Source organism: Zhihengliuella halotolerans (assembly GCF_004217565.1).
GTDB classification, from domain to species: Bacteria; Actinomycetota; Actinomycetes; order Actinomycetales; family Micrococcaceae; genus Zhihengliuella; species Zhihengliuella halotolerans.
Map to the genome: position 1 here is coordinate 3,143,747 of NZ_SHLA01000001.1, position 22,503 is coordinate 3,166,249.

At 67.6% G+C, this 22,503-nt stretch carries 15 protein-coding genes; 9 read left to right on the forward strand and 6 right to left on the reverse strand.

All coding sequences use genetic code 11. The annotated features are described in order from the left end of the window. Positions 1 to 127: 127 nt before the first annotated feature. From glyA to EV380_RS14525, 8 genes are all read left to right on the forward strand, one after another. Positions 128 to 1,468 carry a serine hydroxymethyltransferase gene (gene glyA, locus EV380_RS14490; protein ID WP_130451712.1) on the forward strand — a complete coding sequence of 447 codons (1,341 nt, stop codon included), beginning with the start codon at positions 128 to 130 and terminating at the stop codon, positions 1,466 to 1,468. Beyond that, positions 1,468 to 2,685 carry a sarcosine oxidase subunit beta family protein gene (locus tag EV380_RS14495; protein ID WP_102160764.1) on the forward strand — a complete coding sequence of 406 codons (1,218 nt, stop codon included), beginning with the start codon at positions 1,468 to 1,470 and terminating at the stop codon, positions 2,683 to 2,685. Before glyA ends, EV380_RS14495 begins: the two co-directional genes overlap by 1 nt. A gap of 11 nt (positions 2,686 to 2,696) precedes the next feature. Next, a complete protein-coding gene (locus tag EV380_RS14500; protein WP_102160762.1) occupies positions 2,697 to 2,987 on the forward strand; it encodes a sarcosine oxidase subunit delta in 291 nt (96 codons plus the stop codon). After that, positions 2,984 to 5,893, forward strand: coding sequence for a sarcosine oxidase subunit alpha family protein (locus EV380_RS14505; protein ID WP_130451713.1), 2,910 nt, complete (start codon positions 2,984 to 2,986; stop codon positions 5,891 to 5,893). The genes EV380_RS14500 and EV380_RS14505 overlap by 4 nt, the downstream gene beginning before the upstream one ends. Next, positions 5,886 to 6,554, forward strand: coding sequence for a sarcosine oxidase subunit gamma (locus EV380_RS14510; protein ID WP_130451714.1), 669 nt, complete (start codon positions 5,886 to 5,888; stop codon positions 6,552 to 6,554). Before EV380_RS14505 ends, EV380_RS14510 begins: the two co-directional genes overlap by 8 nt. Next, a complete protein-coding gene (locus EV380_RS14515; protein ID WP_130451715.1) occupies positions 6,554 to 7,939 on the forward strand; it encodes an L-serine ammonia-lyase in 1,386 nt (461 codons plus the stop codon). Before EV380_RS14510 ends, EV380_RS14515 begins: the two co-directional genes overlap by 1 nt. Before the next feature lie 15 nt (positions 7,940 to 7,954). Then, positions 7,955 to 8,827, forward strand: coding sequence for a formyltetrahydrofolate deformylase (purU, locus tag EV380_RS14520; RefSeq protein ID WP_102160755.1), 873 nt, complete (start codon positions 7,955 to 7,957; stop codon positions 8,825 to 8,827). Positions 8,828 to 9,003: 176 nt separating this feature from the next. After that, entirely contained in the window at positions 9,004 to 12,456 is a 3,453-nt protein-coding gene (locus EV380_RS14525; protein ID WP_130451716.1) for a pyruvate carboxylase, read from the forward strand. Positions 12,457 to 12,685: 229 nt separating this feature from the next. Here the strand turns inward: EV380_RS14525 and EV380_RS14530 are convergent, their stop codons facing one another. From EV380_RS14530 to EV380_RS14545, 4 genes are all read right to left on the reverse strand, one after another. Beyond that, positions 12,686 to 14,548, reverse strand: a complete 1,863-nt coding sequence (locus tag EV380_RS14530; protein WP_242607646.1) for a BCCT family transporter — start codon at positions 14,546 to 14,548, stop codon at positions 12,686 to 12,688. A 488-nt stretch (positions 14,549 to 15,036) separates the two neighbouring features. Beyond that, positions 15,037 to 17,532 (reverse strand): GcvT family protein, encoded by a 2,496-nt coding sequence (locus EV380_RS14535; protein ID WP_242607647.1) that lies wholly within the window; start codon positions 17,530 to 17,532, stop codon positions 15,037 to 15,039. A 73-nt stretch (positions 17,533 to 17,605) separates the two neighbouring features. Further along, positions 17,606 to 18,994 carry a flavin reductase family protein gene (locus tag EV380_RS14540; RefSeq protein ID WP_130451719.1) on the reverse strand — a complete coding sequence of 463 codons (1,389 nt, stop codon included), beginning with the start codon at positions 18,992 to 18,994 and terminating at the stop codon, positions 17,606 to 17,608. Beyond that, entirely contained in the window at positions 18,991 to 20,292 is a 1,302-nt protein-coding gene (locus EV380_RS14545; RefSeq protein WP_130451720.1) for an aromatic ring-hydroxylating oxygenase subunit alpha, read from the reverse strand. The genes EV380_RS14540 and EV380_RS14545 overlap by 4 nt, the downstream gene beginning before the upstream one ends. A 157-nt stretch (positions 20,293 to 20,449) precedes the next feature. Between EV380_RS14545 and EV380_RS14550 the strand changes: the two genes are divergently transcribed. Next, positions 20,450 to 21,382, forward strand: a complete 933-nt coding sequence (locus tag EV380_RS14550; protein ID WP_102160692.1) for a LysR family transcriptional regulator — start codon at positions 20,450 to 20,452, stop codon at positions 21,380 to 21,382. Positions 21,383 to 21,386: 4 nt separating this feature from the next. Here the strand turns inward: EV380_RS14550 and EV380_RS14555 are convergent, their stop codons facing one another. Both EV380_RS14555 and EV380_RS14560 read right to left on the reverse strand, forming a co-directional pair. Beyond that, on the reverse strand, positions 21,387 to 22,061 hold the full coding sequence (locus EV380_RS14555) for an arsenate-mycothiol transferase ArsC (protein WP_207219440.1): 675 nt from the start codon (positions 22,059 to 22,061) through the stop codon (positions 21,387 to 21,389). A gap of 29 nt (positions 22,062 to 22,090) precedes the next feature. Continuing rightward, a complete protein-coding gene (locus tag EV380_RS14560) occupies positions 22,091 to 22,501 on the reverse strand; it encodes an arsenate reductase ArsC (protein ID WP_130451721.1) in 411 nt (136 codons plus the stop codon). Between the last annotated feature and the right edge of the window lie 2 nt (positions 22,502 to 22,503).

The window sequence follows — 22,503 nt, forward strand, 5'->3', positions numbered from 1 at the left end:
GGTGGTCTCCGCCGCCGGGGGTGGAACTAGTTCTGTCCAACCCGTTGACGGCGCTGCGATTACCATCATACTATTGTCTCAACACTGATATATCAGTAGTCGATTATGGATCTATGAGGAGGCACGCATGACGCAGACAGTTGAGCAGAAGCTTGGAGTCCCGGTGGAGCTGACCGCGTCCCTGGCCGAGTTCGATCCCGAGATCGCCGAACGGATCGATGCCGAGTTGGCACGCCAGCGGGACGGTCTCGAGATGATCGCCTCGGAGAACTACACCGCCGCAGCCGTCATGCAGGCGCAGGGCTCGGTGCTGACCAACAAGTACGCGGAGGGCTACCCGGGCCGCCGCTACTACGGTGGCTGCGAGCACGTCGACGTCATCGAGCAGCTGGCCATCGACCGCCTCAAAGCCCTGTTCGGCTCGGAGTACGCGAACGTCCAGCCGCACTCCGGTGCGCAGGCCAACGCTGCTGTCATGCACGCTCTGATCCAGCCGGGCGACACCATCCTCGGCCTGAACCTGGCGCACGGCGGGCACCTCACGCACGGCATGAAGATCAACTTCTCCGGCAAGCTCTACAACGTGGCCGCCTACGGCGTCGACCCGGCGACCCAGCGCGTCGACTTCGAGGAGCTGGAGCGGCTGGCCCTTGAGCACCGGCCGAAGCTCATCATCGGCGGCTGGTCCGCTTACCCGCGACAGCTGGACTTCGCCGAGTTCCGCCGCATCGCCGATCTGGTCGGCGCCTACCTCATGGTGGACATGGCCCACTTCGCCGGTCTCGTCGCGGCCGGCCTGCACCCCTCGCCCGTGCCGCACGCCCACGTCACGACCTCGACGACGCACAAGACGCTGGCAGGTCCCCGCGGCGGCATCATCCTGACCAACGACGCCGACCTCGCGAAGAAGATCAACTCCGCCGTCTTCCCGGGGCAGCAGGGCGGGCCGCTCGAGCACGTCATCGCCGGCAAGGCCGTCGCCTTCAAGATCGCGGCCACGCCCGAGTTCAAGGAGCGCCAGGAGCGCACGATCGCCGGGGCGCAGATCCTCGCCGAGCGCCTGTCGCAGCCCGACGTCGCCGAGCGCGACATCAAGGTGGTCTCCGGCGGAACCGACGTGCACCTGGTCCTCGTCGACCTCAGCCAGTCGGTCCTCGACGGGCGCCAGGGTGAGGATCTGCTCGCGAAGATCGACATCACGATCAACCGCAACGCCGTCCCGAACGACCCGCGCCCGCCCATGGTGACCTCGGGCCTGCGGATCGGCACCTCGGCGCTCGCGACCCGCGGATTCGACGCGGTGGCCTTCACCGAGGTCGCCGACATCATCGCCGAGGCGCTCATCGCGGCGTCCAAGGACGACGACGGCGCATCCGACGACGTGCTCGACGCCCTGCGTGCCCGCGTCGAGTCGCTCGCGGCGGCCTTCCCCCTCTACCCGAACCTCGCACCGATCGGAGCCCTCTGATGGCTGATCTGCTGCCGGAGCACCCGGATTTCCTGTGGCGCAACCCGGATCCGAAGTCCAGCTACGACGCCGTGATCGTCGGCGGCGGCGGGCACGGCCTGGCCACCGCCTACTACCTCGCGAAGAACCACGGGATGACGAACATCGCCGTGCTCGAACGCGGCTGGCTCGCCGGCGGGAACATGGCCCGCAACACCACCGTCATCCGTTCCAACTACCTGTGGGACGAGTCGGCGGGGATGTACGAGCACTCGCTCAAGTTGTGGGAAGGTCTGCCGGAGGAGCTCGAGTACGACTTCCTCTTCTCCCAGCGCGGCGTCCTCAACCTGGCCCACACGCTCCAGGACGTGCGCGAGTCCCAGCGCCGGGTCAACGCGAACCGCCTCAACGGCGTCGACGCCGAGTGGGTGAGCCCGGCCGAGGTCAAAGAGCTGTGCCCCATCATCAACATCTCGGACGACATCCGCTACCCGATCATGGGCGCCACCTACCAGCCCCGCGGCGGCATCGCCAAGCACGACCACGTGGCCTGGGCGTTCGCGCGCAAGTGCGACGAGATGGGCGTGGACATTATCCAGAACTGCGAAGTCACGGGCTTCATCAAGGACGGCGACCGCGTCGTCGGCGTCGAGACCAACCGCGGCCGCATCAACGCGGGCAAGGTCGGCCTCTGCGCGGCAGGCCACTCGTCGGTGCTGGCCGAGATGGCCGGCATCCGCCTGCCGATCCAGTCGCACCCGCTGCAGGCCCTGGTCTCCGAGCTCTTCGAGCCGGTGCACCCGACCGTGGTGATGTCGAACCACGTGCACGTCTACGTGTCGCAGGCCCACAAGGGCGAACTCGTCATGGGGGCCGGCGTCGACAGCTACAACGGCTACGGCCAGCGCGGCGCGTTCCACGTCATCGAGGAGCAGATGGCCGCTGCCGTCGAACTCTTCCCGATCTTCGCCCGGGCGCACCTGCTGCGCACGTGGGGCGGCATCGTCGACACGACGTTCGACGCCTCACCGATCGTCTCCAAGACCGAGATCGACGGGCTGTACGTCAACTGCGGTTGGGGCACGGGCGGCTTCAAGGGCACTCCGGGTGCCGGGTACACGTTCGCGCACACCATCGCGAACGACGCGCCACACGAGCTCAACGCGGCTTTCGCGCTGGAGCGCTTCGAAACCGGACACCTCATCGACGAGCACGGCGCCGCCGCCGTCGCGCACTAGGAAGGAACGCCATGCTCCAGATCGACTGCCCCAACTGCGGTCCTCGCGACGAGACCGAGTTCCACTACGGCGGCGAAGCCCACGTCCCCTACCCGGCGGACCCCTACGCCCTGAACGACCGCGAATGGGCCGAGTACCTGTTCTACCGCAACAACACCAAAGGCGTCTTCGCCGAGATGTGGGTCTGCACGGCGTGCCGCAAGTGGTTCAACGCCCTCCGTGACACCGTCACCTACGAATTCAAAGCCACGTACCGGTTGAATGAACCCCGCCCGGTCGTTTCCGAAGGAGGGATCAAATGAGCGCAATCCGGCTGGATGCCGACAAGGCCCGCGGGAACTCGATCGACCGCGGCAAGGAGATCACGTTCGCCGTCGATGGCCTCGCCTACACCGGCTACGCCGGTGACACGCTCGCGAGCGCGCTCCTCGCCTCAGGACGCATCGACTGCGGGCCGTCCCTCTACCTGAACCGCCCGCGCGGCATCATGAGCGCCGGCGTCGAAGAGGCCAACGCCCTCGTCAAGATCAAGGCGCGGTTCCCGGGTCACTGCGACGAGTCGATGCTCCCCGCGACCGCGACCCAGATCGCCGAGGGAATGCACGTCAAGTTCCTCAGCGGGCTCGGCACCATGGACCCGACGCCCGACGAGGCGCTGTACGACCGCAAGTACGTGCACACCGACGTCCTCGTCGTCGGCGCCGGCCCGGCCGGCCTGGCCGCGGCCCGCGAAGCCGCGAAGACCGGCGCCCGGGTCATGCTCATGGACGACCAGCCGACGGCGGGCGGCTCGCTGCTCTCCGGCCGCAACGAGGAGATCGACGGCCAGGACGGCCGCGACTGGGTGGCCGCCACGCTGGACCGGCTCGAGCACGCGGAGGAGTTCACCTACCTTCCGCGGACGACGGCGTTCGGCAGCTACGACGGCAACTTCGTCGTCGCCGTCCAGCACCGGACCGACCACCTGGAACCGCGCGAGCGCCGCGGCGTCTCGCGCCAGCGGGTGTGGCACGTGCGCGCGTCCCAGGTCGTGCTCGCGACCGGCGCCCACGACCGCCCGATCGTTTTCGCTAACAACGACCGGCCCGGCGTCATGCTCGCGTCCGCCGCACGCACGTACCTCAACCGGTACGCGGTCGTCGCGGGACGGGACATCGTGGTCGCGACGACCAACGATTCGGCCTACGAGTTCGTCGCGGATCTGTACGACGCCGGCATCTCCGTGACCGCCGTCGTCGACTCCCGCCCCGATCCCTCCGCCCGCGCGACCGAGGTACTGGCCGAGACCGGGGCGCGCGCGATCCTGGGCGCCGCCGTCGTCGACACGCTCGGCGAGGGAACGGCCGGGCGTGTCAGCGCGGTGAAGGTCTCGCAGATCGATGCCGACGGCGCGCTGACCGGCGAGGTAGAGACGCTGCCGGCCACCCTGCTCGCCGTCTCCGGCGGCCTGTCCCCGGTCGTGCACCTGCACAGCCAGCGCCAGGGCAAGCTCGCTTGGAACGAGGAGCTCGCCGGGTTCGTGCCCGCGGCCCCCGTGCGCGACCAGCAGGTCGTCGGTGCAGCCAACGGCACCTACCGCCTCGACAAGGCGCTGCACGACGGCGCCGTCGCCGGCCACCGCGCCGCGCAGCGGACGGGCCGCACCGCGCCGCTCGTCGCCCCGCGCGCCGAGGCGCCGGAGTTCGGGCCGGTGCGCCCGCTCTGGCTCGTCCCCGGCCTCGAGGGTGAGCCGAGCGACTGGAAGACCCACTTCGTGGACCTCCAGCGCGACCAGACGGTACCGGACGTGCTCCGCGCGACCGGCGCCGGCATGCGCTCGGTGGAGCACATCAAGCGCTACACGTCCATCTCGACCGCCAACGATCAGGGCAAGACGAGCGGCGTCAACGCGATCGGCGTGATCGCGGACGCACTGGGCGGGCCCAGCGTCGGAGACGTCGGCACGACGACGTTCCGCGCCCCGTACACGCCCGTCGCCTTCGTGGCACTCGCCGGGCGGATGCGCGGACAGCTCGCCGACCCGGCGCGCCTGACCTCGATCCACCCCTGGCACGTCGCCCAGGGGGCCGAGTTCGAGGACGTCGGCCAGTGGAAGCGCCCCTGGTACTACCCGCAGCCCGGCGAGGACATGGACGCAGCGGTGCTGCGCGAATGCCGCGCGACTCGCGAATCAGTGGGCTTCATGGACGCCTCGACCCTCGGCAAGATCGAGATCCGCGGCGCCGACGCCGGCGAGTTCCTGAACCGCGTCTACACGAACGGTTTCGCGAAGCTCAAGCAGGGCATGGCCCGCTACGGCGTCATGTGCACGCCGGACGGCATGATCTTCGACGACGGCGTGACGCTGCGCGTCGAGGAGGACCGCTACTACATGACGACGACGTCGGGCGGAGCCGCGAAGGTCTTCGAATGGCTCGAGCTGTGGCAGCAGACCGAGTGGCCGGAGCTGGACGTCACCTTCACCTCGGTGACGGAGCAGTGGAGCACGGTCGCCGTCGTCGGCCCGAAGTCCCGCGAAGTCATCGCGAAGCTGTGCCCGGATGTGGACGTCTCCCAGGAGGCCTTCCCGTTCATGGCGTTCCGCGAGACGGTGCTGGCCAACGGGATCCCGGCGCGCATCTGCCGGATCTCCTTCTCCGGTGAGCTCGCGTTCGAGATCAACGTGGACACGTTCTACGGCCTGTCCGTATGGGAGGCGGTCGCCGAGGCCGGGGCGGAGTTCGACATCACCCCGTACGGCACCGAGACGATGCACGTGCTGCGCGCCGAGAAGGGCTTCATCATCGTCGGGCAGGACACCGACGGCACGGTGACCCCTCAGGACGCCGGCATGGACTGGGTGGTCTCCAAGGTCAAGGACTTCATCGGCAAGCGTTCGTACTCGCGCGAGGACAACCAGCGCGCGGACCGCAAGCACCTGGTCGGAGTCCTCCCCGTGGATGCGAAGACCCGCCTGCCGGAGGGCGCGCAACTGGTCGCGGCAGGCACGCCGATCACCCCGGAGGCGGGGCCGGTCCCGATGCTCGGGCACGTGACCTCCTCCTACGACTCCGCCGCGTTGGGCCGCCCGTTCGGTTTGGCGCTCGTCGCCGGCGGACGCGACCGCTTCGGTGAGATCGTCCAGGTCCCGCTGGGAGACCAGCTGGTCGACGTCGAAATCACCTCCCCCGTTCTCTACGATCCAGAAGGGACCCGCCGTGATGGCTGAGACCGTGACGATTGATTCTGTCGGCCCGGAGGGCCGTGCGCCCGCCGACGTCGCCACCCTGAACACGCTCCGCGTCTCGCCGGCCGGGCACCTCGCCGCGGCGATGGCCGCTGCGGCGGTCGAGGGCGAGCGTTCGGTGGCCCTGAAGGAGATCCCGTTCACCGTGCAGCTGGGCGTGCGCGCCGAGCCGGGCAGCGCGTCCGCGCAGGCCCTGGAAGCGGTCTTCGGAGTCGACCTGCCCACCCGGCACGGCCAGGTCGCCGGAGACGCCTCCGCGCTCCACCTCATCTGGCTGGCCCCGGACGAGTTCCTGGCCGTGGACGTCTCCCGGCAGCAGGGCGCTGGCGAGGCCGACGAGGCAGCCGCGGCGCTGGAGGGTCTGCCCGGGCAGGTCATCGACCTCTCGGCGAACCGCACGATCCTGGAGCTCTCCGGCGCGAGCGCCCGGAAGGTGCTGGAGAAGGGCTGCCACGCCGACCTGCACCCCCGTGCATTCGCCGTGGGAGCGGCTATCGTGACCCAGTTGGGGCCGGTGCCGATCATCCTGCACCGGACTGGCGAGTCGGAGTTCCGCCTCTACCCGCGATCGTCCTTCGCCGACTACCAGGTGCGCTGGCTGCTGGACGCCATGGAAGAGTTCGCTTCGGACGAGGTGCGCTGATGCCGCTCGGCGTCCTGGACCTGTTCTCCATCGGCATCGGCCCCTCCTCCTCTCATACGGTGGGGCCGATGCGGGCCGCACGTCGCTTCACCGAGGAACTGACGGCCCAGGGGCTGTCGGACCGGGTGGCGCGCGTGAAGTCCGAGCTTTTCGGGTCGCTGGGCGCCACGGGCATCGGGCACGGCTCCGACGCAGCTGTTGTGATCGGGTTGTGCGGGCACGACCCCGAAACACTGGACGCGGACGCTGCGCCGGCGATCGTGGCCGAGGCCGTCGAGGGGCGTTGCCTGCTTCTCGGCGGTAGCCGTGAGGTCCGCTTCGACCGGGCCCGCGACGTCGTGCTCCACCGCCGGCGTTCCCTGCCCGGGCACCCCAACGGGATGCGGATCACGGCGTACGACGACGGCGGGGAGGCCCTCGTCGAACGCGAGTACTTCTCGGTCGGCGGCGGGTTCGTGGTCTCCTCCGACGAACTCGACCGGCCGGTCACCGAGGTCGCCCCGGACGAGCCGTACCCCTTCAGCGACGCGGGCGAGCTGCTGGCGCGCTGCCGGGAGTCGGGACTCTCGATCGCGGGCGTCATGCTCGCGAACGAGCTGACCCGGCACAGCGAGGAGCACCTGCGCAGCTCGCTCCTGCGCATCTGGGAGGTCATGCAGGAATGCGTCGAGAACGGCTGCACCCGCACGGAGGCGACGCTCCCGGGCGGGCTGAACGTCCGACGTCGTGCTCCCGACCTGCGTGCGCGGCTCCGGGCCGACGCGGTGGCTCTGACGAGCCAGGGGGATCCTTTCGAGGCCATGGAGTGGGTCAACCTCTTCGCGCTCGCGGTCAACGAGGAGAACGCGTCGGGCGGCAGGATCGTGACGGCCCCGACGAACGGGGCGGCCGGCATCATCCCCGCCGTCCTGCACTACTACAAGGACTTCGTTCCTGGAGTGAACAACGACAGGATCGTCGACTTCCTGCTCACTGCGGGAGCGATCGGGATACTGTTCAAAATGAACGCCTCGATCTCGGGGGCCGAAGTCGGCTGCCAGGGAGAGGTCGGCTCCGCCTGTTCGATGGCGGCTGCGGGCCTCTGCGCGGTGCTCGGCGGGACACCCGAACAGGTGGAGAACGCGGCGGAGATCGGGCTCGAACACAACATGGGCCTGACCTGCGACCCCGTCGGCGGCCTGGTTCAGGTGCCCTGCATCGAACGCAACGCGATCGCCTCCGTCAAGGCGATCAACGCCGCCCGCCTCGCCGTACGTGGGGACGGCCAGCACCGGGTGTCGCTCGATCAGGCGATAGCCACCATGCGTCAGACCGGCGCGGATATGAAGACCAAGTACAAGGAAACCTCGCGCGGCGGCCTCGCGGTCAACGTCGTCGAATGCTGAAAGGTGGCTCGTGCCATGACTGAAAAGAACAACGAACTCGTCCTGACCTTCGACTGCCCGGAGGAGCCGGGCATCGTCAACGCTCTGACCGGCGTGCTGCTCAAGCACGATGGCGATATCGTCGAGCTGAAGACCTTCGACGATCCTAGGGCGCAGCACTTCTTCGCACGCGTGCACTTCGCGATCGGTAACGGGGCGGAGCCGGCGGCCGCGGCGGCAGCCGTACGCAAGGACATCGCGGAGCTGGCGGCTCGGAGCGGGGCCCGCTGGGACGTCTTGCCCGCCGGCCAGAAGCGGCGTGTGCTGATCATGGTGTCCAAGTTCGACCACTGCCTCAACGACCTGCTCTACCGCGCGCGCATCGGCGAACTGCCGGTCGACATCGCCGCGGTGGTGTCCAACCACCGGGACCACCAGCGGTCCGTAGAGTGGCACGGCATCCCGTTTTACCACGTGCCCGTCACGCCGGAGAACAAGCCTGAAGCAGAGCAGAAGCTGCTGGACCTGACGGACCGGTTCGAGATCGACCTGGTGGTCCTCGCCCGCTACATGCAGGTGCTCTCCGATTCGCTGGCCACCAAGATGGAGGGCCGGATCATCAACATCCACCACTCCTTCCTTCCGTCGTTCAAGGGGGCCAAGCCCTACCACCAGGCGTTCGAACGCGGCGTGAAGACCGTCGGCGCCACGGCGCACTACGTGAACAGCGAGCTGGACGAGGGACCGATCATCGCCCAGCAGGTGCAGCAGGTCGACCATTCCTTCGGGCCTGAGGACCTCGTCGCCGCGGGTCGTGACACCGAGCGCAAGGCCCTGTCCGACGCCGTGCGCTGGCACTGCGAGGGACGTGTGATGTTGCACGAGGGACGGACCGTCATCCTGCGCTAGCTTGTTCGGGCCCGTCCAGTAGCGGACCCGGCGGGTCTAGGCCGAACGATGGTTGGGCGGGGAGGGAACCGAGGCCGGTTCCCTCCCCGCCCTGTATCCGCAACCGAAGGGCAGGCCCGCGCCGCGCATTCGCCGCGGGACCGGGGGCAATCCGCTACCGATGAAAGAGGACGATGATGTTCGAGAAGGTTTTGGTCGCCAATCGTGGCGAGATCGCGATTCGTGGTTTTCGGGCCGCGGTGGAGCTGGGTGCGAAGACGGTCGCGGTGTACCCGTACGAGGATCGCGGCTCGATCCATCGTCAGAAAGCGGATGAGGCCTACCAGATCGGCGAGGAAGGGCACCCTGTGCGGGCCTACCTCGACGTCGAGGAGGTCATCCGCGTCGCGACCGAATCCGGGGCGGACGCGATCTACCCCGGGTACGGATTCATGTCCGAGAACCCTGACCTCGCGCGCGCTGCCCGGGACGCGGGGATCGCTTTCGTCGGCCCGCCGCCGGAGGTTCTGGAACTGGCCGGCAACAAGGTCGAAGCCCTGCGCGCGGCACGGCGCGCGGGGATTCCGGTGCTGGAATCATCCGAACCGAGCGACGACGAGGAGTACTTGTTCGCCGAAGCGGACCGGATCGGCTTCCCGATCTTCGTCAAAGCCGTTGCCGGCGGTGGCGGGCGCGGCATGCGCCGTGTGGACAAGCGCGAAGATCTCGCGGAACTCCTCGGCGCAGCGATGCGCGAGGCCGGTACCGCCTTCGGCGACTCAACGGTTTTCCTGGAGCAGGCCGTACTGCGTCCGCGTCATATCGAGGTGCAGATCCTGGCCGATGGCGAAGGCAACGTGGTTCACCTCTTCGAGCGCGACTGCTCGCTTCAGCGTCGCCACCAGAAGGTCATCGAGATGGCTCCGGCCCCGAATCTGGACGAGGACATCCGTCAGGCCTTGTACGCGGACGCGGTGAAGTTCGCGAAAGCGTTGAATTACCAGAACGCGGGCACGGTCGAGTTCCTCGTTGACACGGTCGGTGAGCGGGCCGGACAGCACGTGTTCATCGAGATGAACCCGCGCATCCAGGTCGAGCACACGGTCACCGAGGAGATCACGGACGTGGATCTGGTCTCGGCCCAGTTGCGGATCGCAGCGGGTGAGTCCCTGGAGGAATTGGGGATCCGCCAGGCGGAACTGTCGATCCGGGGTGCGGCGATGCAATGCCGCATCACGACCGAGGACCCGTCCAACGGATTCCGTCCGGATGTCGGCACCATCAGCGTGTACCGGTCCGCGGGCGGGTCCGGGGTGCGCTTGGACGGAGGAACGATCTATACCGGCGCCGAAGTGTCGCCGCACTTCGACTCGATGCTGGTCAAGCTCACGTGTCGCGGCCGCGGCTACGAGATGGCCGTTCGCCGTACACGGCGCGCGCTGGCCGAGTTCCGGATCCGTGGGGTGGCGACGAACATCCCGTTCCTGATGAACGTGCTGGATGATCCGCAGTTCATCGCCGGGGATGTGGCCACGGACTTCATCGATGCGCGGCCGGACCTGCTGGTCGGCAATCGCAGCCAGGATCGCGGCACGAAGGCGCTGACGTACTTGGCCGACACGACGGTGAACAAGCCGAACGGCGATCGCGTCGACGGGATCGATCCCCGGGTGAAGCTGCCGCGATTCCCGGGGGACAAGTCCGAGCAGCCCGAGCGCAGCCCGTTCGACGGTCCGGCCCCGGGCGTGACCCCGCCGGAAGGCTGGCGCCAGGTCCTGCTTCAGAAGGGGCCGGAGGGCTTCGCCGCCCACCTGCGCTCCACCGACGCCGTCGCGGTCACCGATACGACGTTCCGGGACGCGCACCAGTCGTTGCTGGCGACCCGCGTGCGCACGCGCGATCTGCTCGCCGCCGCACCCGCTATGGCGCACACGCTTCCGGGGTTGTTCTCGATGGAGGTGTGGGGCGGGGCGACCTACGACGTCGCACTGCGCTTCCTCGGCGAGGACCCGTGGAAGCGGCTCGAACTGCTGCGTGCCGAGCTGCCGAATATCCCGCTGCAGATGCTCCTGCGCGGTCGGAACACGGTTGGCTACACGCCGTACCCGGCTGAGGTCACCGATGCATTCGTGGCCGAGGCCGCGGCCACCGGCATCGACATCTTCCGGATCTTCGATGCGCTCAACGACGTGTCCCAGATGGCCCCGGCCATCGCGGCCGTGCGCAAGACCGGTACGGCGGTTGCGGAGGTCGCCCTGTGCTACACGGGCAACCTGCTGGACCCGGCCGAGGACCTCTACACGCTGGACTACTACCTCGAGCTTGCCGGCCGGATCGTGGACGCCGGAGCCCACATCCTGGCGATCAAGGACATGGCCGGTCTGCTGCGCCCCGCAGCTGCAGGCAAGCTCGTGCGCGCGTTGCGTGAGCGGTTCGAGGTGCCGGTGCACCTGCACACCCACGACACTGCCGGCGGCCAGCTGGCGACGATCATGGCGGCCGTCGAGGCGGGGGTGGACGCGGTCGACGTCGCGGTCGCGTCAATGGCCGGGACCACGAGCCAGGTGTCGATGTCGGCGCTGGTGGCCGCTCTGGCCCACACCGATCGCGACACGGGCATCGATCTGGACGCCGCCGCCGGAATGGAGCCCTACTGGGAGGCGGTGCGCACCATGTACGCGCCATTCGAGTCCGGTCTGTCCGGGCCGACCGGCCGAGTCTACCGGCACGAGATCCCCGGCGGTCAGCTCTCGAACCTGCGCCAGCAGGCGATCGCGTTGGGGTTGGGTGAACGCTTCGAGGCCATCGAGGACATGTACACGGCGGCCAACGCAATGCTCGGTCGCCTCGTCAAGGTGACGCCGTCGTCCAAGGTCGTCGGCGACTTGGCACTCCAACTTGTCGGAATGGGGGTCGACCCGGCGGAGTTCGAGGCGAACCCGCGGGCGTTCGACATTCCCGAATCCGTGATTCAGTTCCTCTCGGGCGAGCTCGGGGATCCGCCCGGAGGGTGGCCCGAGCCGTTCCGCTCGAAGGCGCTCGAGGGCCGTACGGTCAAGCCGCGGGTTGAGTCCCTGTCCGACGAGGACCAAGCAGGTTTGGAAGCAGACTCTGCAACCCGCCGGTCGACCTTGAACCGGTTGCTGTTCCCGGGGCCGACGCGTGATTTCGAGGCGAACCGCGCCTCTTACGGCGACGTATCCGTTCTGGGCACGAGGGACTACCTTTACGGCCTGAGGCCCGGGGCCGAGCACGTGATCTCACTCGGCAAGGGGGTGCGCCTGCTCGTGACGCTGCAGGCCATCAGCGAGCCGGATGAGAAGGGCCTGCGGAATGTGATGTGCACGTTGAACGGGCAGATGCGCCAGATCGTGGTGCGGGATCGTTCGGTGGAGTCCACGGTCAAGGTCGCGGAGAAGGCCGACCTGGCTGATTCCGGGCACGTCCCCGCGCCGTTCGCGGGCGCTGTGACCGCCACAGTCGAGGCCGGCGACATCGTCGAAGCCGGTGGGACGGTCGCGACGATCGAGGCGATGAAGATGGAAGCGGCAATCACGACGCCGGTTGCCGGGGCCGTCTCGCGCGTGGCCATCAGCGGCACTGCACAGGTCAACGGTGGGGACCTCCTGCTCGTCATCGACCCGGCCTGATCGCACCCGGACAACGGCGCCCGAAGCATCTCGTGTCGGGCGCCGTTGTCGTGTGAGGCAGGTGTCCGCAGCGAGGAGCTGTCGCCGGGACTCCAGTCGCCCGGCAGCGGTAGGGGACAGCGGCCGCCCTTCGACCTGCGAATCGCCAGGCCGGGCAGACGATAAACGCCGGCGGGGCCCGGACCATGTCCGGGCCCCGCCGGCGTTCGGGGGCTACTCGTCCGTCGGGTCAGGTGGCGGAGCGGTCGCCGTCATCGGCTCCGTTGGGTTCACCGCCCTGGTCCAGGTATTCCTGGGAGGACTCGAACTCGGGGGTGTCGAACGTCTGCCCCGCCAGGGGGTCCCTTTGCTCGTCGACGATCGTGATGGCACCGGTTTCCGGGTCGACGACGGCCACCGCCGGGTCGACGTGGCGGAACGAGATCACTTGCTTCGTCTCGTCTCCGACGTCGGTACGCCCGTTGGCCGAGAACCCGGAGAGGGCGGCGGACGCCCCCGAGATACCGCGGAGAACATTGGATCGGGTCTTGTCGTTCCCGGTTCCTGCCTCGCTGCCCTCGGTCTCACTGGTGGTGATGACTTCCATGTAGCTGGGCATCGAGGCCACGTCGTGGCGGAAGGCCCGGGTCAGCGAAATACACGCCAGCACCAGAATGATCGAGAACGGCGCCGCGGTTGCGATCGAGAGTGTCTGCAACGCGGTCAGGGCCACACTGCCGCCGATCACGAGCAGCACGGCCGCCGCGACACCTTCCAGCGACGCCCAGTAGATGCGGGTCGACTTCGGGGTGTTCGTGCTACCGCCGCTGGCGAGCATGTCGATCACGAGAGACCCCGAGTCCGAAGACGTCACGAAGAAGAGGACGATGACGAGCATCGCGATGACGCTGAGTACGACCGTGAGCGGGAACGCCTCGAAGAACTGGAACAGCGCCGTCGTGCTGCTCACGGCCCCGTCGGTGAGCATGTCGACCGTGCCCTCGCGCTGGAACAGGATCGCGGAATCACCGAAGATCGTGAACCAGATCAGGCTGACCAGCGTCGGAGCCAGCAGCACGCCGACGATGAACTCGCGGATCGTCCGGCCGCGGGAGATGCGGGCGATGAACATGCCGACGAACGGCGCCCAGCTCACCCACCAGCCCCAGTAGAAGATCGTCCAGCCGGCCTCCCAGCCGTCCTCGGAGAACGGGCCGGAGTGCAGCATGGTTTCGGGCAGGATGCTCAGGTAGTTGCCCAGGTTCTCGGGGAACGCCTTGAGCAGGATGATCGTCGGACCCATGACGAACACGGCGAAGGCGAGCAGCGCCGCGACACTCATGTTGAAGTTCGAGAGCCACTTCAGGCCCTTGTGCACACCCGAGACCACCGACCAGACCGCAATCAGGGTGATCGCGGCGATGATCGTGATGATCAGCCAGTTCGAGGACTCGGCCCAGCCGAGGAACTCGAGGCCGCCGATGATCTGGCTGACGCCGAATCCGAACGAGGTCGCTACGCCGAAGAGGGTGCCGACGATCGCGACCGTGTCGATCGCGTGCCCGATCCAGCCCTCGACACGCTCGCGTCCCAGCAGCGGTTCGAGCAGCCAGCGCACCGCCAGCGGGCGGCCGCGGCGGAAGGTCATGTACGCCAAGCCCAGGCCCACAATCGCGTAGATCCCCCACGGGTGCAGGCCCCAGTGCAGCATCACGACGCCCATCGACGTGTTCACCGCGTCCGTCGTCTCCGACTCGACGCCGTAGGGGGTGGTGATGTAGTGGCTGAGCGGTTCGGCGACGCTGAAGAAGACCAGGCCGATGCCCATGCCGGCGCTGAAGAGCATGAAGAACCAGGAGGCGATCCCGAACTCGGGCTGTTCGTCGTCGCGGCCGAGCCGGATGCGGCCGATCTTCGAGACCGCGAAGTAGATCGCGAAGGCCAGGAAGATGTTCACCGCGATCACGTACCACCAGCCGACGCCGTCGGAGATCGCAGCGTTGAGCTCCCCGGTGGCCTCCTCCAGTGTGTCGCCAGCGACCCGGCTGAAGATCACCGTCGCGATGAGCAGCGCGAAGATCACGATCGATGCGGGGATGAAGACGGGTTTCAAAATCTTCGATCTGGAGGCGGAGCCCGCCTTATGTTCCGTGGGTGAAGCTGACATAGAGATGCCTCTTTCGCAATAAAATGAAGGCTTTCCTGGGATGTACGACAATCATCTCCGAATGACATTTCGCCGTGGTTTCAGAAGGCGGCGCATATCATTTCGTTCGCAAAGGTGCTGGACGCCTGGCGACTGGTTGAACTCGTCATGCACGAGGAGTACTGCGGCTAGACACCTAGGTTTGGTGCTTCAGTGGGGGAGGCATCGGAGGATTGTTCGCGGATGCTCAGCGTTGATAATCAGACCGCGATGTGGTGCCGAGCTTATGTGCGCGGATCGGTCAGTTTTTGGGAACCGACAAGTTGTAAGTCGAGAAATGACTCGAAGCGGGAGGAATTGTTGACTCGTCTTTTTCACGTCCGAAAACTGGTGCGGCCGCGAATCATTGTGACGGCGGACGGGTGTCTCGTCCCGTCCGCCGTCAGCATCTCGAGCTATCCGCGCAGACGGGTCATCTGCGGGTCGTACAGCGGGTCGTCCACCACGGTGGCTGCGATGCGGCGACCGAGGTACTCGATCTCGACCGAGTCACCGGTTTCCACGCTGTTCGGCAGCCACGCGTAGGCGATCGGCTGGCGCACCGTGTAACCGTAGGCCGCGCTGGTGACGTAGCCGCTGGCCACGCCGTCGATGAATACCGGCTCTTTGCCGAGAACCATCGAGACCCCGTCGTCGACGGTCAGGCAGCGCAAGCGCTTGGTGGCCGCCGCCGCGCGCTCCGCCAGCGCGCTCTTGCCGACGAAGTCGTCGGTCTTCGACGCCTTGACCGCGAATCCGAGGCCGGCCTGGTTCGGCTCATGCTCGCTGGTCATGTCGGTCCCGAAGGAGCGGAAGCCCTTCTCCAAGCGCATCGACTGGAAGGCCTCGCGGCCGCCGGCGATGACGCCGAACTCCTGACCGGCTTCCCAGATCACGTCCCAGAGCTTGTGTGCCACGTCGGCCGAGGCGTACAACTCCCAGCCGAACTCGCCCACGTACGACAGGCGCATCGCGGTCACCGGGATGCCGCCGAGTGAGACCTGCTTGGCGTTGAAGTACTTCAGGCCCTCCTTGCTCAGGTCATCGCGGGTGATCTTGTTGATCAAGTCCAGGGCGTACGGGCCCCACAGGCCGATGCAGCAGGTGCCGGCGGTGATGTCCCGCACGGCTGCCCACTTCGCCGGGTCTGCGGCGGTCTGCTTGCGCGCTTCGCGGGAGAGGTAGGCCAGGTCCACGTTCGAGTTCACGCCGGCCTGGTACAGCTCCTCGGACAGGCGAGCCACGGTGATGTCACTGGTGATGCCGCCGGCTGCATCCAGCAGCAGGGTGTAGCTCACCGCACCCGGCTTGCGCAGCATGCTCGAGGTGGTCAGGCCATGGAGCAGTTGACCGGCGCCGGGGCCGGTGATCTCCAGGCGCTTGAGCGGGGTCATATCGAACATGGCCACCGCGGTGCGGGTCTTCCAGGCCTCGACCGCGGCGATCGGCGAGTGGAATTTGTTCGACCATTCGTCGCGCTCGGGGGCTGCCCATTCGGCGGGCAGCTCGTCGAGCAGTGCGGCGTTGGCCTCGAACCAGTGCGGACGCTCCCATCCGGTGCCTTCGAGGTAGAAGGCGCCCAGCGCCTTCTGCTGCTCGTGGAACGGGCTGAGGCGGACATCGCGCGGGCTGGTGCGCGGCTCCAGCGGGTGGCGCACGTCGTAGATCTCGACGAAGTTCTGCTTCGAGGTCTCTTCGACGTACTCGGCGGTCGTCTGCATGTCCTCGAAGCGGTTCAGGTCGCAGTCGGACAGGTCGGTCTTCGAGGTCCCGGTGGCGATGAGCTCGGCGACGGCCTTGGCGATACCCGGTGCGTGGGTGACCCACACGGCTTCGGCCACGAAGAATCCATCGACCTCGCGGGACTGGCCTACCAGCGAGCCGCCGTCGGGAGTGAAGGAGAAGATGCCGTTGAAGCCGCGCTGAATCTCGGTGTTGCGCAGATCCGGCAGGATCTCCTGGGTGTCCTCCCACTGCTGGGCGAAGTCCTCCAGGGTGAAGGGCAGCGAGGAGGGCATCTTCTCGCTCGTGATGTCCTCGGGCTTGTAGGCCGGAAGGGTGTCCAGGTCCACTGGCATCGGGCGGTGGGCGTAGGAGCCGATGCCGATGCGGTCGCCCCACTCGCGGTAGTACAGGTCCTTGTCCTGGTAGCGCAGGATCGGGCGCGAGGCGCCGTTCGGCAGCTCGTTGACTCCGGCCAGGCTCGGTGCCGGGGTGCTCCAGGCGAACTGGTGCGCCAGCGGCAGCAGCGGAACCGCGGTGCCCACCATCTTGCCGATGGCCGGACCCCAGAAACCGGCGCAGGAGACGACGATGTCGGCTTCGAAACGCTCTTCGCCCGCGATGACCGCGGTGACCTTGCCGCCGGACTGCTCGATATCAGTGACGATCGTGCGGTCGCGGAACTCGACGCCGGCGGCCTTGGCACGCTCCATGACCAGCTGGGTGCCCTTGGCGGCCAGAGCGAGGCCGTCACCCGGGGTGAACAGCCCGCCAAGCACCTTTTCAGGGTTGAGCATCGGGAACTTCTTCAGGCACTCGGCCGCATCGATGACCTCAGCCTCGACGCCGTAGGAGCGGTTCCATCCGGCGCGGCGGTGCAGGTCCTGCAGGCGCTCTTCGTTGGTCGCGATCTCCAGACCGCCGACCGGCAGGAAGGACCCGCGCCCGTCCTCGCCGACCAGGCCGGTCAGCTTCTCGATGGTGTACTGGGCGAACTCGGTCATCGACTTCGACCCATTCGAGGAGAAGACGAGGCCCGGAGCGTGCGACGTCGAACCTCCGGGGATGCCCAGCGGCCCCTGCTCGAGGACGAGGGTGTTGGTGTGGCCGAGCTGGACGAGTTCGTCCGCGAGGTTCGCGCCGACGATGCCTGCGCCGATGATGACGATCCTCGGTGTGGTGTGAGACACGGGGGACTCCCTAAATTCTTGGTATGTGGTGGTGGTGCGTAGCCGGTTGCCCGGTGACGGGCAACCGGTGGGGTCAGGCGTCGAGTACGAGGTCGGTCTGCGCGGTGGAGCAGCACGGCAGGAACTTGCCGGCCTCGATCTCGCGCGCACGGATACCGCCCTGATGGTGCATGTCGACATCACCCGAGAGTTTGACGATCTTGCAGGAACCGCACATGCCCTCCTGGCAGTTGGCCCCGATCCTGATGCCCGCCTGCTTGGCGGCGGCCAGAATCTCCTCGCCCGGGTCGATCCTGACGTTCAGGCCGCTGCGGAGGAAGGACATGTTCAGGCTTCCTTGGCCGACGGTCTCGAACGACGACGGTTCTGCGGGGGTCTCTGCGGAGGCGGTCGGTTCGGCCGCCAGGACGTCCCCGGTCTCGTAGTGCTCCGCGGTGCCGTCGTCGGCTTTGGCTTCGGTTCCGGCGGCGATCTGGTACAGGTCCAAGGCGGCCGTCACCGGTTCCGGTTCGTGCGCCTCGTCCTGAGCCGCAGCGATCTCCTCGGCGATCTCGCCGGCGAAGGCGACCTCGTCGCGGTACTCGAGTCGCGTGGCCCGGCTGCCGGAGAAGGACTCCATGTGGATGGACGTGTCGTCGACGCCCACCTTGCTCAGGAAATCCGTCGCGACGTCCAGATACCCTTCGGGCCCGCAGGCGTACACCTGGCGGCCGTTGGCGTCGGGAACGACCTCGTCGATCATCTGAGCGGTCAGTCGGCCGACCATGCCCTGCCATGTCCCGGTCACACTGCGATCTCCGAGGGAGTAGTACACCTTGATCCGGGAGTCGACGGACGCGAGGTGCTCCAGCTCCCGCGAGAAGGCGAACGCGCCTGGTTCGGCGCCGTGGTAGAGCATGACGACGTCGGCGCGGCCGGGCAGCGAGTGAATCGTCCGGATCATCGACATCAAGGGCGTGACGCCTGCGCCGGCGGCGAGAAACAGGTACCGGGCCCGCCGGTCCATGTCGGGCAGGTGGAACGCGCCGACGGGGCCGAGCATGTCGAGGACCATGCCGGGGCGGACGTTTTCATGGACCCACTGGGAGACGCGGCCGCCCTCCTCGCGCTTGACGGTGATCGCGAAGGTCCAGGGCTGTGTCGGCGCACTGGAGATCGAATAGCTGCGGTTCACCGGTTCCGCGTCGGGACCGTCCACGGGGAAGGCGATGTTGAGGTACTGGCCCGACCGGAAGGCCAGCGGTGCGCCGTCGATCCTGCGCAGGACGATGGTGAGCATGTCGCCGGCCTCGGGCACCGTCTCGACGCATTCCGCGAGGAATTCCTGCGGGTACCACGGCCACAGCGCCCGCGCCGCCCCCGCGGGTTCGGGAGTGCTCTGGAACACTCGGTTCCACGGCATCTCCAGCCCGCGAATGCGCTGGACGTCGGGAATCGCGGTGAGGGTGGTGCTGACTGTCATCCGAGGTGCTCCTGCATGCGCTGCGTGTACCAGTTGATGAACGCCTCGACCTGGTACTCGCTCTTCATGTACGGACCGGGCTCGTAGGCGGGGCTGGCCGCGCCCTGCTGGCACATCTCGACGAAGTTCTTGTCCTGGACGTTGGTCTGCTTCCAGGTGTAGGTCAGCGACTCGAGGTCGTAGTCGACTCCCTCGACGGCGTCGTCGGCCACGAGCCACGTGGTGCGCACGAGCGTCTGGTGCTCGTTGATCGGGAACGCGGCGAACGTGATGACATGGTCGGAGAGCAGGTGGAACCAGCAGTTCGGCTGCAGGTGCATCGAGCACCGACCGAGCCGGAAGTCGCGCAGGTCGCCGAGCAGCTTCTTGGAGAGGCGGCGGCCCGTGGCGGAGAAGGACTCACCCGCGCCGTCCAGCGGTTCCCGGGAGATGCGGATTCCGGCGATGCGGGTGTCGAGCTCCTCGACGACCTCATAGGGGAGGCCGTAGCGGTTGCAGCGTTCCTGCAGCGCGGTCTCGGCGGTGACGTTGCGCTGCCACGCGTCCTCGAGGTGCGGGGGGACGAGTTCCTCGGTGAGGCCCCAGGTCGGGAACAGCGAACAGGCGAGCTCGGGGTGGCCGTCGCAGTGGTAGCACTCGCGGTTGTTCTCCATGACGAGCTTCCAGTTGCCCTCTTCGATGAGCTCCTGCTGGAAGGCCACCTTCGCGTTCGCGATCTCGTGCGGGGCCACGTAGGGCTCGAAGATCTTGGAGACCTCGTCGAAGTCTGCGGGCGGCTCGGCGGCCAGGCAGACGAAGACGAGACCGGCGACGACGCGGCTGTGCGCCCGCTTCAGGGAGAAGCACGCCTTGTCGAAGTTGATCTCGCCGGGCGACGACGCGTGGATCAGCGAACCCTCCGCGTCGTACGTCCAGGAGTGGTAACCGCACACGAGGTTGCCCGTGGTGCCGGCGGGCTCGGTGAGGACCCTCGCGCCGCGGTGGCGACACACGTTGTGCAGCGCGTTCACGCCTTCGTCCGTGCGGAGGATGATCAGGGAGTAGGGGCCGTAGTCGATGGTGACGTAGTCCCCCGGCTCGGGGATCTCGGCGAGGCTCGCGGCGAACAGCCAGTGCTGCCCGAAGATGCCCTTCATGTCGGCCGCGAAGACTTCGGGGTCCGTGTAGAAGGGGGCGTCGAGGGAGTAGCCGGCCCGTCGGTTCTCGAAGAGGGTGCGGACGGCCGCGAACTGATCCTCAGAGCGAGCGGGGCTGACCTTGCCCCGCGAGCTGGTCTTCGTCTTGACGGCTTGAGCCATGGGGATGTCTTCCTCCGGGTCGTTCTGAACTTGGTGGGGCGGGTGTCGCCCAACGCCAGTGTCGCGTCATTGCGAACGGGCTGGTCCATTCAGGTTAGAGCCGCAGAACGTGCGAAAAAAGCATGAATTTGTGGCGAATACAGTGCAGAATATATGCATGATCGATCACCGTCTGACGACCCTGCGGGCCTTCGCCTCCTGCGGGACCATAGCTGCCACGGCGGAACTCACGGGGTACTCCCCGTCGGCAGTCTCCGCCCAACTGCGGGAGCTGCAGAATTCGCTCGGTATGAGACTCCTTGTGAAGGAGGGGCGGGGGTTGCAGCTGACGTCAGCGGGACGCTCCCTAGTCCTGCGGAGCGACGCGCTCGTCGCCGAGTGGGAGCGCATCAAGGCGACCGCCATGTCGGAGTCCGGTGAGGCGCCGACCGACTTCGGCCTCGGCGGCTTTTCGACGGCGGCCTCGAACCTGCTCGTCCCGCTCGCCGCGGATATGCGTCGGACACGTCCGGAGGTTCGCGTACACGTCGCCGAAGCGAGTCCGTCCCGGTGCCTCGAGCTGTTGGCGGCCGAACGCATCGATCTAGCCGTCGTGGTGGCCACGGAGGCGGAAGCGAGTCTGGGCAGCGACGCGCGCTTCCAAGAGACGACGCTGCTCAATGACCCGCTGGACGTGATGATTCCGGCGGATCACGAGCATGCCGGCCGCGAGTCGATCTCCCTGACCGAGCTCGCCGGCGAGGCCTGGATTTCAGACGCAGTGGGCACGCCCTATCGGTCCCTCTTCGCCGCGGCCTTCACGGCCGTGGGCGTGACGCCGAGGGTCGAGCACGAGGCGACCGAATGGGAGACCGCGACGGCCCTCGTGGGCGCGGGCATGGGCCTCGGGCTGATTCCCCGACTGGCGAGCCTCGGCGGGGCCGAGAACGTCACGCGCCTGCCGATCTCGGGTCTGGGGCGTCCGACGCGGCGGATCGTCGCGACCATCCGCCGGGGGACCGAAGGCGCGCCGCTTATCGCGGACTCCCTCGGGTTCCTGCGCACGACGGCGCGGCGGCTTCTCTCCGAGCGTCTGGACGAGTCCACCTAGAGTGTCAGCGGTTGCGGAGCTCTTCCCAGAGCGCGGTCACGCGGCGTTCGATGTCCTCCGCGACCGCCTCGGCGCCGGCTTCGTCGACCGCGCGGAGGTCGTCGAGATCCCAGTCGGTGTACTGCTTGTCCGGATAGATCGGGCAGGCGTCGCCGCAGCCCATTGTCACGACGACGTCGGCAGCCCGCACGACGTCGTCCGTCAGCGGCTTCGGGTACAAGCCTTCGGTCGGCAACCCGCGTTGCTGCATGAGGTACAGGGTGACGGGGTGCAACTCGGCGGATGGGTTCGACCCTGCGGAGCGAACGGAGATGGCGTCGCCGCCGATCTTCCGCATGAACGCGGCGGCCAGCTGCGATCGACCGGCGTTCTCGACGCACACGAACAGGACCTCCGGCTGGTCCTTCGGGGCCGCGCCCATCGACTGTGCAAGGGCGTGCAGCCGGTCCGCAGTGAAGTGCGTCGCGGTCGCCGCCAAGTAGGTGCGCACGCGCGCGCTGCGGCTGAGCGTGGTGTACGACTCGAACAGGTAGCGCTCGATCATCTCCGGTGCGAAGATCCCGCGATACCGCGCGGCCAGGTGGTTGACCTCCCGCATCAGGACGTGGCGGTCCATGGTCGAGCGGTCATTACCCGAGTTCGGTGTCGAAGTGTTCCGGGCGGGAGTCTCGTTGCTCATGACGGCCTTTCGTTGCGGACCGGTCGGCCCTAGAAGGAGGCGGGGACGAGGGACGCGATGAGCGCTTCGATGCGTCGTTTGATGTCGTCGCGGATGGGGCGGACGGCGTCGACGCCCTGCCCGGCGGGATCCTCGAGCTTCCAGTCCTCGTAGCGCTTGCCCGGGAAGAACGGGCACTCGTCGCCGCAGCCCATCGTGATGACGACGTCGGATGCCGCAACCGCGTCGGTCGTCAGAATCTTGGGGACCTCGGTCGACATGTCGATGCCGAGCTCGGCCATCGCCTCCACGGCAGCCGGGTTGACCGTCTCCGCCGGCGCCGAACCGGCGGAGCGCACGTCGATCTGGTCCCCGGCGAGGCTCGTCAGGAAGGCTGCGGCCATCTGGGAGCGTCCGGCATTGTGGACGCAGACGAACAGGACGGAGGGTTTGCTGCTCATGG

Coding starts and splice junctions, on each gene's coding strand:
- EV380_RS14540 (WP_130451719.1), bottom strand. CDS start 18,994: ATGACAGTCAGCACCACCCTCACCGCGATTCCCGACGTCCAGCGCATT.
- EV380_RS14525 (WP_130451716.1), top strand. CDS start 9,004: ATGTTCGAGAAGGTTTTGGTCGCCAATCGTGGCGAGATCGCGATTCGT.
- EV380_RS14515 (WP_130451715.1), top strand. CDS start 6,554: ATGCCGCTCGGCGTCCTGGACCTGTTCTCCATCGGCATCGGCCCCTCC.
- purU (WP_102160755.1), top strand. CDS start 7,955: ATGACTGAAAAGAACAACGAACTCGTCCTGACCTTCGACTGCCCGGAG.
- EV380_RS14500 (WP_102160762.1), top strand. CDS start 2,697: ATGCTCCAGATCGACTGCCCCAACTGCGGTCCTCGCGACGAGACCGAG.
- EV380_RS14560 (WP_130451721.1), bottom strand. CDS start 22,501: ATGAGCAGCAAACCCTCCGTCCTGTTCGTCTGCGTCCACAATGCCGGA.
- EV380_RS14510 (WP_130451714.1), top strand. CDS start 5,886: ATGGCTGAGACCGTGACGATTGATTCTGTCGGCCCGGAGGGCCGTGCG.
- EV380_RS14505 (WP_130451713.1), top strand. CDS start 2,984: ATGAGCGCAATCCGGCTGGATGCCGACAAGGCCCGCGGGAACTCGATC.
- EV380_RS14495 (WP_102160764.1), top strand. CDS start 1,468: ATGGCTGATCTGCTGCCGGAGCACCCGGATTTCCTGTGGCGCAACCCG.
- glyA (WP_130451712.1), top strand. CDS start 128: ATGACGCAGACAGTTGAGCAGAAGCTTGGAGTCCCGGTGGAGCTGACC.
- EV380_RS14555 (WP_207219440.1), bottom strand. CDS start 22,061: ATGAGCAACGAGACTCCCGCCCGGAACACTTCGACACCGAACTCGGGT.
- EV380_RS14550 (WP_102160692.1), top strand. CDS start 20,450: ATGATCGATCACCGTCTGACGACCCTGCGGGCCTTCGCCTCCTGCGGG.
- EV380_RS14545 (WP_130451720.1), bottom strand. CDS start 20,292: ATGGCTCAAGCCGTCAAGACGAAGACCAGCTCGCGGGGCAAGGTCAGC.